Source organism: Streptomyces sp. NPDC039462 (assembly GCF_055639375.1).
Genome location: NZ_JBVKAO010000007.1, coordinates 329,541 through 342,678 on the forward strand (window position 1 = coordinate 329,541; position 13,138 = coordinate 342,678).

Annotated in this window: 13 protein-coding genes; 4 read left to right on the top strand and 9 right to left on the bottom strand. The window is 72.7% G+C overall.

Annotated elements, in window-relative coordinates:
- Positions 1-24 precede the first annotated feature (24 nt).
- Both ACZ7LU_RS32345 and ACZ7LU_RS32350 read right to left on the bottom strand, forming a co-directional pair.
- Positions 25-912, bottom strand: a complete 888-nt coding sequence (locus ACZ7LU_RS32345; RefSeq protein WP_471918849.1) for an aminoglycoside phosphotransferase family protein — start codon at positions 910-912, stop codon at positions 25-27.
- Between the two features lie 215 nt (positions 913-1,127).
- Entirely contained in the window at positions 1,128-2,102 is a 975-nt protein-coding gene (locus tag ACZ7LU_RS32350) for a LysR family transcriptional regulator (RefSeq protein ID WP_471918747.1), read from the bottom strand.
- A gap of 58 nt (positions 2,103-2,160) precedes the next feature.
- Here ACZ7LU_RS32350 and ACZ7LU_RS32355 point away from each other — a divergent pair, with 58 nt between their 5' ends.
- A complete protein-coding gene (locus tag ACZ7LU_RS32355) occupies positions 2,161-2,979 on the top strand; it encodes an NAD(P)-dependent oxidoreductase (RefSeq protein ID WP_471918748.1) in 819 nt (272 codons plus the stop codon).
- A gap of 47 nt (positions 2,980-3,026) precedes the next feature.
- Complete coding sequence (locus tag ACZ7LU_RS32360) at positions 3,027-3,446, top strand: RidA family protein (protein ID WP_470975996.1); 420 nt, start codon at positions 3,027-3,029, stop codon at positions 3,444-3,446.
- Here the strand turns inward: ACZ7LU_RS32360 and ACZ7LU_RS32365 are convergent.
- Positions 3,369-3,986 (bottom strand): TetR/AcrR family transcriptional regulator, encoded by a 618-nt coding sequence (locus ACZ7LU_RS32365; protein WP_398297365.1) that lies wholly within the window; start codon positions 3,984-3,986, stop codon positions 3,369-3,371. The two genes, ACZ7LU_RS32360 and ACZ7LU_RS32365, sit on opposite strands and share 78 nt — an antisense overlap.
- 136 nt (positions 3,987-4,122) lie before the next feature.
- Between ACZ7LU_RS32365 and ACZ7LU_RS32370 the strand changes: the two genes are divergently transcribed.
- Positions 4,123-6,594, top strand: a complete 2,472-nt coding sequence (locus tag ACZ7LU_RS32370; RefSeq protein ID WP_471918749.1) for a beta-glucosidase — start codon at positions 4,123-4,125, stop codon at positions 6,592-6,594.
- A 21-nt stretch (positions 6,595-6,615) separates the two neighbouring features.
- Here the strand turns inward: ACZ7LU_RS32370 and ACZ7LU_RS32375 are convergent, their stop codons facing one another.
- Together ACZ7LU_RS32375 and ACZ7LU_RS32380 are read right to left on the bottom strand one after the other, a co-directional pair.
- Entirely contained in the window at positions 6,616-7,605 is a 990-nt protein-coding gene (locus ACZ7LU_RS32375) for an aldose epimerase family protein (RefSeq protein ID WP_471918750.1), read from the bottom strand.
- Between the two features lie 45 nt (positions 7,606-7,650).
- A complete protein-coding gene (locus ACZ7LU_RS32380) occupies positions 7,651-8,559 on the bottom strand; it encodes an SGNH/GDSL hydrolase family protein (RefSeq protein WP_471918751.1) in 909 nt (302 codons plus the stop codon).
- Positions 8,560-8,900: 341 nt separating this feature from the next.
- Here ACZ7LU_RS32380 and ACZ7LU_RS32385 point away from each other — a divergent pair, with 341 nt between their 5' ends.
- Positions 8,901-9,395 (top strand): DUF3145 domain-containing protein, encoded by a 495-nt coding sequence (locus ACZ7LU_RS32385; protein WP_398297358.1) that lies wholly within the window; start codon positions 8,901-8,903, stop codon positions 9,393-9,395.
- A gap of 55 nt (positions 9,396-9,450) precedes the next feature.
- On the opposite strand, the gene fabF is transcribed toward ACZ7LU_RS32385, so the two are convergent.
- The 4 genes from fabF to ACZ7LU_RS32405 form a co-directional block, all read right to left on the bottom strand.
- Positions 9,451-10,713 (bottom strand): beta-ketoacyl-ACP synthase II, encoded by a 1,263-nt coding sequence (fabF, locus tag ACZ7LU_RS32390; protein WP_398297356.1) that lies wholly within the window; start codon positions 10,711-10,713, stop codon positions 9,451-9,453.
- A 70-nt stretch (positions 10,714-10,783) separates the two neighbouring features.
- Positions 10,784-11,032, bottom strand: coding sequence for an acyl carrier protein (locus ACZ7LU_RS32395; RefSeq protein WP_398297354.1), 249 nt, complete (start codon positions 11,030-11,032; stop codon positions 10,784-10,786).
- A 98-nt stretch (positions 11,033-11,130) separates the two neighbouring features.
- Positions 11,131-12,135 (bottom strand): ketoacyl-ACP synthase III, encoded by a 1,005-nt coding sequence (locus ACZ7LU_RS32400; protein ID WP_398297352.1) that lies wholly within the window; start codon positions 12,133-12,135, stop codon positions 11,131-11,133.
- A gap of 28 nt (positions 12,136-12,163) precedes the next feature.
- A complete protein-coding gene (locus ACZ7LU_RS32405) occupies positions 12,164-13,075 on the bottom strand; it encodes an ACP S-malonyltransferase (protein ID WP_398297350.1) in 912 nt (303 codons plus the stop codon).
- Positions 13,076-13,138: the final 63 nt, after the last annotated feature.

Consider the following 13,138-nt stretch of genomic DNA (forward strand, 5'->3'; position numbering starts at 1 on the left):
GCCCTGCGACCAGCCCCCTCACCGTTACGCGTCGCCGGGCTCCGTCAGACGACCGATGACGCGGCGCGCCGTACTCGCCATCACCGGGTTCGTCTCCTGGTAGTACGCGAGTTCCGTGGCGGCGATCGTGAGGGCCCAGCCCCGGCCGCGCGCCCACATGGCGTCGTCGGCGGCAGGGCCGAGCGCGGCGCGGAAGACGTCGCGGGCCTCGGCGTCCATCAGGTACCACGCGGCGATCAGGTCGACCGCGGGATCCGCCGTACCCATGCATCCGAAGTCGATGACGGCGCCGAGCCGGCCCCCGACGACGAGGACGTTGCCCGGTTGCAGGTCCCCGTGCACCCAGACACCGGGACCCTCCCACGCAGGGGCGCGCACGGCGGCCTCCCACACCGCGGTCACGGCCCGCCCGTCGACGAGCCCGCCCAGGCCGGCGATCACCTCGCGGGTGTGGGCGTCGCGCCCGGCGAGCGGGTCACCGCGGTAGGCGGCGGGCGCCCCGGCCGGGTCCACCTCGCGCAGGGCGGTCACGAACTCCGCGACGTCCTTGGCGAACAGGGAGGGTTCCGCGGGCGGCCGGGCCGGATCCGGTGTCGTGCCGTCCAGCCAGCGGAACACCGACCACGCGTACGGGTACCCCTCGCCCGGCAGGCCCTTCCCGAGCGGCACCGGAACGGCGACGGGCAGCACGGGCGCCAGCCGGGGCAGCCACACCTGCTCCCGCTCCACGTCCTCGGCGGCGCCCGCCACACGCGGCAGCCGCACCACCATGTCCGCGCCGAGCCGGTACATGGCGTTGGACGTCCCGGCCGATGCGACGCGCTCCACGGGCAGCCCGGCCCACGCGGGAAACTGAGCACCGACCAGCCGCCGCACCAGCCCCTCGTCGATGTCGGCTTCGTCGGCGTGCATCTTCCCGCTGCTCACATGTCCCCCTCGCTCACCGGTCCGGCCAGGTCAGGTCCGGCCTGGTCCGGCCCGAATGAAAGCCGTCAAGGAGCCCGGGGGTCAAACCAATTCAGCCCACAGAGCCGCACGCCGGGCCGCCGACGTGCCGCGCCCGGCACGATCCCCGGTGAGAGGCGCTGGCCGGGGTACCCAAGGCGCCCGGGGAGCCGGGGAGACACTCAACGCGCCCCCGACCCCCGGGCCCCCAGCCCCCGCGCCGCCTCCCGCAGTGCCGTCAGGAACGGCCGCGTCGCCGGTGCCGGGGTGCGGTCCCGGGCCGTCGCCGCGTACACCGTGCGCGGCGGCGCCCCTTCGTCCCGTACCGGGACCAGCGTGATGTCCGGTCGTACGCCCTCCGCCGCGAGTGCGGGGACGAGAGCCACACCGAGGCCCGCCGCCACATACCCCTGTTTCGCCGTCCACTCGGCGACGACGTGGGCGACGCGGGGCCGGAAGCCGTGCCGCAGGGCCGCCTCCAGGAGGGAGCCCTCGACGCGGGGGCTCCCGGAGATCCAGTCGTCCGCAGCGAGTTGCGGGAGCCGCAGCTCGGGCTCGCCCGCCAGCGCGTGCCCCGCCGGCAGCGCGACGTACAGCGTCTCGTCGAGCAGCCGGTGCAGCTCGTACGCCTCGCCGGGCAGCGTGCCGCCCGTCGTCGACACCACCGCGAGGTCGAGCTCGCCCTCCGCGAGCCGGGACAGGAGCGCGGGCGTCAGGCCCTCCTCGCGGGTGAGGGTCACGCCGGGGTGGCGGGCACGGAACGCCGCGATCGCCCGCGGCACGAGACCGGCGTCCGCCGTCGCGAACGCCCCGACCCGCAGCAGCCCGCCCGTCGCGTCCCGGAGCGCCGCCAACTCCCGCCCCATGGCGTGCAGTCGGGACAGCAGGTCCTGTGCATGCGGCCACAGTGCCCGGCCGTGCGCCGTCGGGCTCACCCCGCGCGGCAGCCGGTCGAAGAGCGGCGCACCGCCGAGCGCCGCCTCCAGCGCGGCGATCTGCCGCGACACGGCGGACTGCGTCCACCCCAGCTCTCGGGCGGCCACCGTGAACGACCCGTGCCGGGCCACCTCCAGGAAGGTGCGGAGCCAGACGGTCGAGAGGTCGGGCGGCAGGGGATCGGGGACGACCGCCCCTCGTGCGCCATGCGGATTCGGCATGGCTCGCATGCTAGACATTCGCTTGTCGCATCCCGTGGCCGGGCCTAGCGTCGGGCTCATGGAAAAGATCGCATTCCTCGGCCTCGGCCACATGGGCGAGCCGATGGCGCGCCGACTGCTGGCGGCCGGGCACCCGTTGACCGTCTGGAACCGCACACCGGCGAAGGCGGACGCCCTCGTCGCGGAGGGCGCCGTGGCCGCCGCGACCCCCGCCGACGCCGTCCGCGAGGCCGACGTCGTCATCACGATGCTCGCGGGTCCCGAAGCCGTGCGCGAGGTCGCCGGCGCCGTCCTCCCGGCCCTGCGCCCCGGGGTGCACTGGGTGGAGATGTCGACCGTCGGCCCGGACACCGTAAAGGAGTTGGCGGGGCGCCTCCCGGACGGTGTCACCCTCGTCGACGCCCCCGTCATGGGCAGCACCGACAAGGCCGCCGCCGGGCAGCTCGGCATCCTCGCGGGCGGCGAAGCGGCGGGCGTCGAGCACGTCCTCGCCCACTTCGGCCCGGTCACCCGCACAGGCACCCTCGGTACCGGCGCGGCGCTCAAGCTCGTCGTCAACACCGCCGTCATCGGCGGAGTCGCCCTGATCGCCGAGGCCATGAAGCTCGCCGACGCACTCGGCCTCGACGAGGACACCGCCAAGGAGGCCCTCGCCGCGGGACCGCTCGGCGGCGCCGTCGCCCGCGCCTTCGCGACCGGCGTGCACTTCGGCAGTGATCTGGCCGTCAAGGACATCACCCTCGCCACAGAAGCGGCACAACTTCCGGCCATGCGCGCCGTGTTGGGTCACTTCGAGGCGGCTGCCGGCGACCCGGACGTGGTCCACGAGGACATCGCCCGCGCCGTCACCCACATCCGCGCCCGGCGCGACACCTGAGGCCCCCGCTCCGTCCCACGACCACGCCCACGCAAGGAGCCCGCACCGTGCAGATCACCATCGACAACCCCGCCACCGCCCCGCAGCCCTTCGGCCCCTACTCGCAGGTCGCCCGCGTCGAACACGCCGACGGCGGCGTCCTGTTGTACATCTCCGGACAGTGCGCCGAGGGCGACGACATGGCCACCCAGACACGCGGCATCTTCGAAGCCCTGGAACTGCTGCTCAAGGCCCACGGCGCCGGACTCGACGACATCATCAACATCCGCACGTTCCTGACCGACATGGACGGCTTCGCCGACTACGCGGCCGTACGCAAGGAGTTCCTCACCGGCACCCCGCCCACCAGCACCACCGTCGCGGTGGCGCGTCTCGTCCCGCCGCGGGCGCTAGTCGAGGTCGAGGTGGTCGCCGCCGTCGCCGCTCCCGCCGCCCGCGGTCCCGTCCCCGGCGCCCCCGCCCAGTAGCCGCAGGAAGTCCCTGAACGCCCCCGGCATGTCCACCGTGTCGGGGGCGAGCAGCCACTGGTACTGCAGGCCGTCCATCACCGCCACCATCAGCGGCGCGGCGGCCTCCGGCGTGAGCCCGCCCGGCAGCCGGTCGCCGTACTCGGCGCGCAGCACCGCCGCGAAGCTCTCGCGCACCGCCTCGTACCGCCCCGCGAAGAAGGCGCGGGCCGGATGCCCGTCCGTGACGCTCTCGCCGAGCAGGGCGGAGAAGGTCTGCACGATGCCGGGGCGCATCGCGTTGTACTCGACCAGCGAGCCGAGCAGGTCGAGCCGCCACTCCGCGCGCGGCACCGCGTCCCATTGGTCGCGGGCCTCCAGGACGGCGACCAGCAGCGCCTCCTTGGTGGGGAAGTGGTGCAGCAGCCCCTGCTGGGTGAGCCCGACCCGCTCGGCCACCGCCCCGAGGGTCGCGCCCCGGTAACCGCGCTCGGCGATGACCTCGAACGCCGCCCGCAGGATCTCCGCGCGCCGCTCCTCACCCCTGGCCCTGACCGCCATGGCCGGCACCCCTTCCGTACGTCCTTGCTCGGAGGACCGTACGACATGTTTGGATAACGGCAACATAACGAAACCTACCGGTCTACAGGTACGGGATGCACGATGGAGGAACCGGTACGGAACGAGGAGGCACCTCATGGCGGAAACCGAGCCCACCGAGCAGAGCCAGGCCCGGACCCGGCAGGCCCAGGCCCGAGAGGCCGTCGTCGAGGCCGCCCTCGGCAAGCTCGACCTGGACGCCAAGGCCCGCCTCCTCGGCGGCCGCAACATGTGGGCCCTGCACGCCCTGCCGGAGATCGGTCTGCGGTCCCTCGTCATGTCCGACGGCCCGATCGGCGTGCGCGGCGTCCGATGGACCGCCGACGACCCGTCCATCGCCCTGCCGTCCCCGACCGCGCTCGCCGCCACCTGGGACCAGGACCTCGCCCGGCGCGCCGGCGCGCTGCTCGCGCAGGAAGCCCGCCGCAAGGGCGTGCACGTCCTCCTCGCCCCCACCGTCAACCTCCACCGCTCCCCGCTCGGCGGCCGCCATTTCGAGGCGTACAGCGAGGACCCGTACCTGACGGGCGTCATCGGAACCGGCTATGTGCGGGGCGTCCAGTCCGGCGGCGTCGGCACGACCGTCAAGCACTTCGTCGCCAACGACGCCGAGACCGACCGCTTCACCGTCAACAACAAGGTGCCCGCGCGCGCCCTGCGCGAGCTGTACCTCGCGCCCTTCGAAGCCATCGTCGCCAACGCCCACCCGTGGGGCATCATGACCGCGTACAACCAGGTCAACGGCGTGACGATGACCGAGCACCGGTATCTCGTCGAGGACGTCCTGCGCGGCGAATGGGGCTTCGACGGCTACAACGTCTCCGACTGGCTGGCCGCCCGCTCCACCACCGGCGCCATCGAGGGCGGCCTCGACGTCGCCATGCCGGGCCCGCGGACCGTGTACGGCGAGCCGCTGGCCGCCGCCGTCCGCGCGGGCCGGGTCGCGGAAGACACCCTCGACGAGGCCGTCCGCAACGTCCTGCGCCTCGCCGCCCGCGTCGGCATCCTCGAAGGCGCCGAACCGGCCGTCGCCCCGCGCGACCTGCCCGCCGAGATCGACGGCGAGACCCTCGCCCGCGAGATCGCCCGCCGCTCCTTCGTCCTCGTGCGCAACGAGAACCGGACCCTGCCGCTGCGCGCCGACGGCACCGTCGCCCTCATCGGCGCCGCGGCCCGCGACGCCCGTATCCTCGGCGGTGGCTCCGCCACCGTCTTCCCCGCCCACGTCGTCTCCCCGCTCGACGGACTGACCGCCGCCCTGCCCGATGGCGCGCTGTCGTACGCGGTCGGCGCCGACCCCAGCGACGAGCTCGCCCCCGCCGACAGGGGGTTCGAGCTCCGCGCGGTCTGCCGCGACGCCACGGGCGCCGTCCTCGGCGAGGGCAGCCTCCCCACCGGCCAAGTCCAGTGGATCGGCGACGACCTGCCCGAGGGCGTCACCCACGAGACCCTGGCGAGCGTCGAGGTGACCGGCACCTTCACGCCGCGCGAAAGCAGCGACCACACGTTCGGCACGCGCGGCCTCGGCGCCTTCACGCTCACCGTCGGCGGCGACGTCCTCTACGACGGCGTCCAGGGGGCGGGCGCCGCGTCCGACCCCTTCGAGGCCTTCTTCGGCTCACCGGTCGAGCGCGGCAAGGTGACGCTCACCGCGGGCGAGCCCGTCGAGATCTCCCTGCGCCACCCGGTCGGCCGGGAGCCCGCGGCCCCGCTGCCTGCCGTCATGTTCTCCCTCGTCCACCTCGGCCCGCGCCGCGCCGCCGACGAGCTGATCGCCGAGGCCGTCGAGGCGGCGCGCGCCGCCGACACCGCCGTCGTGGTCGTCGCCACCACCGAGAGCGTCGAGTCCGAGGGCTTCGACCGCCGCGACCTCACGCTGCCGGGCCGCCAGGACGACCTGGTCCGCGCGGTGGCCGCCGCCAACCCGAACACCGTGGTCGTCGTCAACTCCGGCTCCCCGGTGGAACTTCCGTGGCGCCACGACGTCGCGGCCGTGCTGATCGGCTGGTTCCCCGGCCAGGAGGGCGGCGCCGCCCTCGCCGACGTCCTGCTCGGCGTCGAGGAGCCCGGCGGCCGACTGCCCACGACATGGGGCGACCTGGCGTCCGCGCCGATCACCCGGACCACGCCCGCCGACGGCGAACTCGCCTACGACGAGGGCGTGTTCATCGGATACCGCGCCTGGGAGAAGGCGGGCGCCACACCCGCCTACCCTTTCGGGCACGGCCTCGGCTACACCGACTGGACGTACGAGTCACTGACCGTCGACGGCACCACGGCCACGGTCCTTATCCGCAACTCCGGGGACCGCGCGGGCCGCGAGGTCGTCCAGATCTACCTGGCCCCCACCGACAACGACGGCAGCCGCCCCGCCCGCTGGCTGGCCGGTTTCGCGAGCGCCGACGCGGCACCCGGAGAGAGCGTCGAAGTCACCGTCGACCTCCCGCGCCGCGCCTTCGAGACCTGGGACGAGACCACGAACTCGTGGGCGTTCCGGGCCGGTTCGTACGAGGTGGAGGCGGGCCGATCCGTCACGGACCGCCGCCTGAGCGCCCCTTTGACCGCCTAACAGAAGAGAAATCGCGCGACCTCACCCCACCGAGAAGCCGTACACCGTCTCCGACGCGTACACCTCGCCGGGACGCAGCACCGTGGAAGGAAAGTGCGGCCGGTGCGGCGAGTCGGGAAACCGCTGGGTCTCCAGCGCGATCCCGTCGCAGGGCGCGAAGGGCAGCTCCGGGGCGAAGTGGTCCGCCGTGTAGAGCTGCAGGCCCGGCTCCGTCGTCGCGACGGTCAGGACCCGGCCGGAGCCGGGGTCGCACAGCCCGGCCACCTCGACCGGCTCCGCCGTGACCCCCTTGTCCAGCACGTAGTTGTGGTCGTAGCCGGGCCCGGCCCCGCGCGCCGCACGGAAGTCGAACCGCGTCCCCGCGACGTCCTCGTACGCGCCCGTCGGAATCCCGGCGCCGTCCGTCGGCGTGATGCGGGAGGCCGCGATCCGCACCTCGTGACCGAGCGCGCTGCCCGTCCCCGCCCCGGCGAGGTTCCAGTACGTGTGGTTGGTGAGGTTCACGACGGTCGGCGCGTCGGTCGTCGCCTCGTAGGCGATCCGCAGCGCCCCCGTCTCGTCCAGCGCGTACGTCGCCGAGACCGCGAGCCGCCCGGGATAGCCCTCCTCGCCGTCGGGGGAGACCCGCGAGAGCCGCACCCCGTGCCCGCCCGCCGGCTCCGCGTCCCACACGTGCTTGTCGAAGCCGCGCTCGCCCCCGTGCAGCGCGTTGGGCCCGTTGTTCCGCGCGAGGTCGTACGTCCGCCCGTCGATGGCGAAGGAGCCTCCCGCGATCCGGTTCGCGTACCGCCCCACCAGCGCCCCGAAGTACGGCCCCGGATGCGCCAGATAACCGTCGAGCCCCTCGAAGCCCAGCGCCACCGGCGCCGTACGCCCCGACCGGTCGGGGACGTCCACCGACTGCACGATCCCGCCGTATGTCAGGACGCGCACCCGCGCCCCGGCCCTCTCCAGCGTCCAGCGATGGACAGGGCTGCCGTCGGGAAGCGTCCCGAAGAGTTCACTGCGCATGATCGAGACCCTAGCCGGGCCCCCGCCCGGAGCGCCCTCCTCCGGCTATGCCACGGGCTTCTTGGACGTCACCTGCCGGTAGGCGATCTCGGCGAGCCGCGCCTGGCCGTTCTTGCTGGGGTGGAACCAGTCCCAGTGGCTCAACTGGTCGCCGTCGAAGCGGTAGTCGAAGACCGCCCCGCCGTCGTGCCGGCAGCGCCGGTCCTTCTCACACACCTCTTTGAGGACTTCGTTGTACGCGACCACGCGGTCCCGCACCGCGTCGCGCCGCTGCGTCGCCCGCGCGTCCAGGTCGTCCGGGTCGGCCAGCATGGAGGCGCAGATGCCCAGCTTCCACACCTGCTTGCCCAGCGGATTGGTCCGCCCCTGGGACCAGAGCCGCTTCAGGTCCGGCACGGACGCCACGTACACCTGCGCCTTCGGCAGCTCGCGGCGCAGGGTGCGCATCGCCTCCTGGAAGTCGGCGCGGAACTGCGCGACCGGCGTCATCGCGGCGACGGACGAGCGGCAGGCGTCGTTGGCGCCCGTCATCACCGTGACCAGCTCGGGGCGCTCGGTGGCGGCCGCCTCGACCTGCCCGGTCAGATCCGCCATGCGGGCGCCGGTCTTCGCGTGGTTCCAACTGTGCGTGGCGGCGCGCCCCTTCCCGAGCAGCCGCGTCGCCAGGCTGTTGATCTCGCTGTCGGTGCCGGTCGCCCAGGACGCCTCGGGGCAGTCGGAGAGCACCGAGCAGGCGTCGAAGCCGCGGGTGATGGAGTCGCCGACGGCGGCCAGCGAGCGCGGTGAGGTGTCCCAGGCGGGCGTGGGCTTCGGGGACGGCCGGTGGGCGGACGAGCCGCCGGGCGCCCCGGAGTTGCCGCCCTGGGCGTCGCACGCGGTGAGCGCACCGCCGCAGAGAAGGGCCGCGGTCGCGAGGGCGACGGCGGCACGCGAGCGGTGCCTGCGGTTCCGCATCCCCTGCTCCCCTCTGTCGTTCAACGTGACGTCGTGCGGGTGGCCGGGGTTGCGCCCCGCCGGGTGAAAGGTCGGAGTTTCCTGGCCTTCGGACCGACGGTACGTCACACTCCTTGCGCCGCCGCACGGTAGCCTCGGCCCGTAGCCGCCGGACCACCGCTGTCACGGCGGCGACAGGCGGGTGGTCCACCCGGTGGCGCCCCGCTGCGGTGGTTCCGCTAAATTACATCACGTCACATCTGTCCCCTTTTCCCAGGTTTATCTAGTATTTGGGGAAAACTGCTCGGCACGGGCGCGAGGCCGCTGGGGAAGGCGAACCTCGACCCACACTGGAGGTCCCGGTGACGACACGTGGAGTTCTGTACGTGCACTCCGCTCCGCGCGCGCTGTGCCCACACGTCGAGTGGGCTGTCGCGGGCGTGCTCGGTGCGCGTGTGAGCCTCGACTGGATCAGGCAGCCCGCGGCGCCGGGCACCTGGAGATCCGAATTCTCCTGGCAGGGCTCGGTGGGCACCGCGTCCAAGCTCGCCTCCGCCCTGCGCGGCTGGGATCTGCTGCGCTTCGAAGTCACGGCGGAGCCCTGCACCAGCGCCGAGGGCGAGCGCTACAGCGCCACGCCCGAGCTCGGCATCTACCACGCCGTGACCGGCATCCACGGCGACATCCTGGTCCCCGAGGACCGGCTCCGCGCCGCGCTCGCCCGCTCGCAGCGCGGCGAGAGCAACCTGGAGGCGGAGCTGGCCAAGCTCCTCGGCAAGCCCTGGGACGACGAACTGGAGCCCTTCCGGTACGCGGGCGAGGGGGCACCCGTGCGCTGGCTGCACCAAGTGGTCTGACCTACGCGAAGGGGCCCCACCGAACCGGTGGGGCCCCTTCGTACGTGCGGCAGGCTCAGACGCTGCGGAACGCCAGGACCACGTTGTGGCCGCCGAAGCCGAACGAATCGTTCAGCGCCGCGATCGTGCCCTCGGGCAGCGGACGGGCCTCGCCGCGGACGATGTCCGCGTCGACCTCGGGGTCGAGGTTGTCGATGTTGATCGTCGGCGGGGCGACGCGGTGCTTGAGCGCGAGGACCGTGGCCACGGTCTCCACGCCGCCCGCGCCACCGAGCAGGTGACCGGTCATCGACTTGGTGCTGGAGATCGCCATGTGGTCCACGTCGTCGCCGAACGCCTTGCGCAGCGCCTTGATCTCCGCGACGTCACCCTGCGGCGTCGAGGTCGCGTGCGCGTTCACGTGCACGATCTCGGCGGGCTTCAGGTCCGTCGTGTCGACCAGGTTCTGCAGCGCCGCGGCGATGCCGTTGCCGGACGGCTCGGGCTGCGTGATGTGGTGGGCGTCGGCCGAGATGCCCTGGCCGACGGCCTCCGCGTAGATCTTCGCGCCGCGGGCCTTGGCGTGCTCCTCGGACTCCAGGACGATCACACCGGCGCCCTCGCCGAGCACGAAGCCGTTGCGGTCCGCGTCGTAGGGCCGCGAGGCGCCCTGCGGGTCGTCGTTGTTCTTGGACATCGCCATCATGTTGCCGAACGCGACGATGGGCAGCGGGTGGATCGCCGCCTCCGTGCCGCCCGCGACGACGACGTCGGCGCGGCCGGTACGGATCATCTCGATCGCGTAGCCGATGGCCTCCGCGCCCGAGGCACAGGCCGACACCGGGGTGTGGACGCCCGACTGGGCACCCAGCTCGATGCCGACGTTGGCCGCCGGGGAGTTGGGCATCAGCATCGGCACGGTGTGCGGGGAGACGCGGCGTACGCCCTTCTCCTTGAGCACGTCGTACTGGTCGAGGAGCGTGGTCACGCCGCCGATGCCGGACGCGATGACCGCGCCGAGACGGTGCGGGTCCACGGAAGCGTCCTCGCCCGCCTTGGCGGTGTAGCCGGCGTCCGCCCAGGCCTCCTTGGCCGCGATCAGCGCGAACTGCGCCGACCGGTCCAGCTTGCGGGCCTGCGGGCGGGGGATGACCTCGCCCGGCTCCACGGCGATCTGACCGGCGATGCGGACCGGCAGCTCGGCTGCCCAGTCCTGCTCCAGCGTGCTGACGCCGGAACGGCCCGCGAGCAGGCCCTCCCACGTCGAGGCTGCGTCGCCACCCAGCGGTGTGGTTGCGCCGATACCGGTGACGACCACGGTGCGATTGGTCGAGTTCACAGGAAAATTCTCCACGGTGTTGAGGGGATCAGCGGCGCCACCGCCGGGTGGCGACTGAGCACGAGCTGGGTCAGCTCTGGTGCTCGAGGATGTACTTGGTCGCGTCGCCGACCGTCTTGAGGTTCTTGACGTCGTCGTCCGGGATCTTGACGTCGAAGCGCTCTTCGGCGGCGACGACGACCTCGACCATGGACAGCGAGTCGACGTCCAGGTCGTCGGTGAAGGACTTGTCCAGCTGGACGTCCTCGACCGGGATGCCGGCGATCTCGTTCACGATCTCGGCGAGACCGTCGACGATCTCCTTCTCAGTGGCGGCCATGTTGGCGCTCCTTCTTGTGGATCCAGAGGGTGGGGCGCCCGCCGCGGCAGCGGCAGGCTGGGCACAGCTGTACGGATCGGAAGATCCGGACGAGATGCCTAGGGGAGGGTAACGACCGTGGCGGCGTACACGAGACCCGCCCCGAAGCCGATGACGAGCGCGGTGTCGCCGCTCTTCGCCTCGCCGGTCGCCAGGAGCCGCTCCATCGCGAGCGGGATCGAGGCGGCCGAGGTGTTGCCGGTGGTGCGCACGTCACGGGCGACCGTGACGTGTTCGGGCAGTTTCAGAGTCTTCACCATCGAGTCGATGATCCGCTCGTTGGCCTGGTGCGGAATGAAGACGTCCAGGTCGTCCGCGGTGATTCCGGCCGCGTCCAGCGCCTGCTGGGCGACCTTCGCCATCTCGAACACGGCCCAGCGGAAGACCGCCTGGCCCTCCTGCGTGATCGCAGGGAACTTGGCGGGCGCACCGCCGTTGCGGTACACCTCCCAGGACTCGGTCTGCTTGATCGTCTCGGCCTTGTCGCCCTCCGAGCCCCAGACCGTCGGACCGATCATCGGCTCCTTGGCGGGGCCCACAATCACGGCGCCCGCGCCGTCACCGAAGAGGAAGGCCGTGGCACGGTCGTGCAGGTCGGTGAGGTCGCTCAGCCGCTCCACGCCGATCACCAGGACGTACTCCGCGGAGCCGTCGACGACCATGCCCTTGGCCAGCGTCAGGCCGTAGCCGAAGCCGGCGCAGCCCGCGGAGATGTCGAACGCGGCGGGCTTGCCCGCGCCGATCTTGTCCGCGATCTCGGTCGCGATGGCCGGGGTCTGCTTGAAGTGCGAGACGGTGGAGACGATCACGGCACCGATCTGCGCGGGCGTGATGCCCGCGTCCGCGATCGCCTTGCCCGACGCCTCGATCGACATCGCGGCCACGGTCTCCTCCTCGGAGGCCCAGTGGCGGGTCGCGATGCCGGAGCGGGAGCGGATCCATTCGTCGGACGAGTCGATCGTCTCCAGGATGACCTCGTTCGGCACGACGCGGGTGGGCCGGTAGCCGCCGACGCCCATGATCCGCGCGTACGGATGGCCCTTGCCGGGCTTGATCTTCGACATGCGCTACGGCTCCTTGTCTGTCGTCGGCTCAGGAATGCTCGGCGACGAGCGCGCGGGCCGCGTCGAGGTCGTCAGGGGTCTTCACCGCGAGGGTCTGCACGCCCTTCAGGGCGCGCTTGGCCAGACCGGTCAGGGTGCCGCCGGGGCACACCTCGATCAGCGCCGTCACACCGAGCTCCTTGAAGGTCTCCATGCACAGGTCCCAGCGGACCGGGTTGGCGACCTGGCCGACCAGGCGGGAGATCACCTCGGCGCCGGTGTCGACGGTGCTGCCGTCGCGGTTCGAGACGTACGGAATCTTCGGGTCGGCGGCGGTGAGACCGGCCGCGGCCTGCTCCAGCTTCGCCACGGCGGGCGCCATGTGCTCCGTGTGGAACGCGCCCGCGACCTTGAGGGCGACGACCTTGCGGACACCTTCGGGCTTGTCGGCCTGCAGGGCATCCAGTTGCTCCAGCGTACCCGCTGCAACGATCTGACCTGCGCCGTTCACATTCGCCGGGGTCAGGCCAAGCTTCTGCAGGTGCGGGACGGTGACCTCGGGGTCGCCGCCGAGCAGCGCCGCCATGCCGGTCTGCGTGACCGCGGCGGCCTCCGCCATCGCCAGGCCGCGGGTGCGGACGAAGCCCAGGGCGGCGTCGTCACTGAGCACACCGGCGTACGCGGCGGCGGTGATCTCACCGACGCTGTGTCCGGCGACGGCGCCCGGCGTGATGTCACCGAGTGCCGCGGCGGAGAGCAGTCCGGCGGCCACGAGCAGCGGCTGGGCCACTGCCGTGTCGCGGATCGCGTCCGCGTCGGCCTCGGTGCCGTAATGGGCGAGGTCGAGCCCGATGGCGTCGGACCAGGCGGCGATGCGGTCGGCGGCACCGGGGAGGTCGAGCCAGGGGGTCAGGAAGCCGGGCGTCTGAGCGCCTTGGCCGGGAGCGACGAGTACGAGCACTCTTACACTCTCTCTTGTGGACGGTGGGGGCCGCCCGTGGGGACAGGGACGAAGAACCGCTGG

Coding starts and splice junctions, on each gene's coding strand:
- ACZ7LU_RS32345 (WP_471918849.1), bottom strand. CDS start 912: ATGCACGCCGACGAAGCCGACATCGACGAGGGGCTGGTGCGGCGGCTG.
- ACZ7LU_RS32350 (WP_471918747.1), bottom strand. CDS start 2,102: ATGCCGAATCCGCATGGCGCACGAGGGGCGGTCGTCCCCGATCCCCTG.
- ACZ7LU_RS32355 (WP_471918748.1), top strand. CDS start 2,161: ATGGAAAAGATCGCATTCCTCGGCCTCGGCCACATGGGCGAGCCGATG.
- ACZ7LU_RS32365 (WP_398297365.1), bottom strand. CDS start 3,986: ATGGCGGTCAGGGCCAGGGGTGAGGAGCGGCGCGCGGAGATCCTGCGG.
- ACZ7LU_RS32370 (WP_471918749.1), top strand. CDS start 4,123: ATGGCGGAAACCGAGCCCACCGAGCAGAGCCAGGCCCGGACCCGGCAG.
- ACZ7LU_RS32375 (WP_471918750.1), bottom strand. CDS start 7,605: ATGCGCAGTGAACTCTTCGGGACGCTTCCCGACGGCAGCCCTGTCCAT.
- ACZ7LU_RS32380 (WP_471918751.1), bottom strand. CDS start 8,559: ATGCGGAACCGCAGGCACCGCTCGCGTGCCGCCGTCGCCCTCGCGACC.
- ACZ7LU_RS32395 (WP_398297354.1), bottom strand. CDS start 11,032: ATGGCCGCCACTGAGAAGGAGATCGTCGACGGTCTCGCCGAGATCGTG.
- ACZ7LU_RS32400 (WP_398297352.1), bottom strand. CDS start 12,135: ATGTCGAAGATCAAGCCCGGCAAGGGCCATCCGTACGCGCGGATCATG.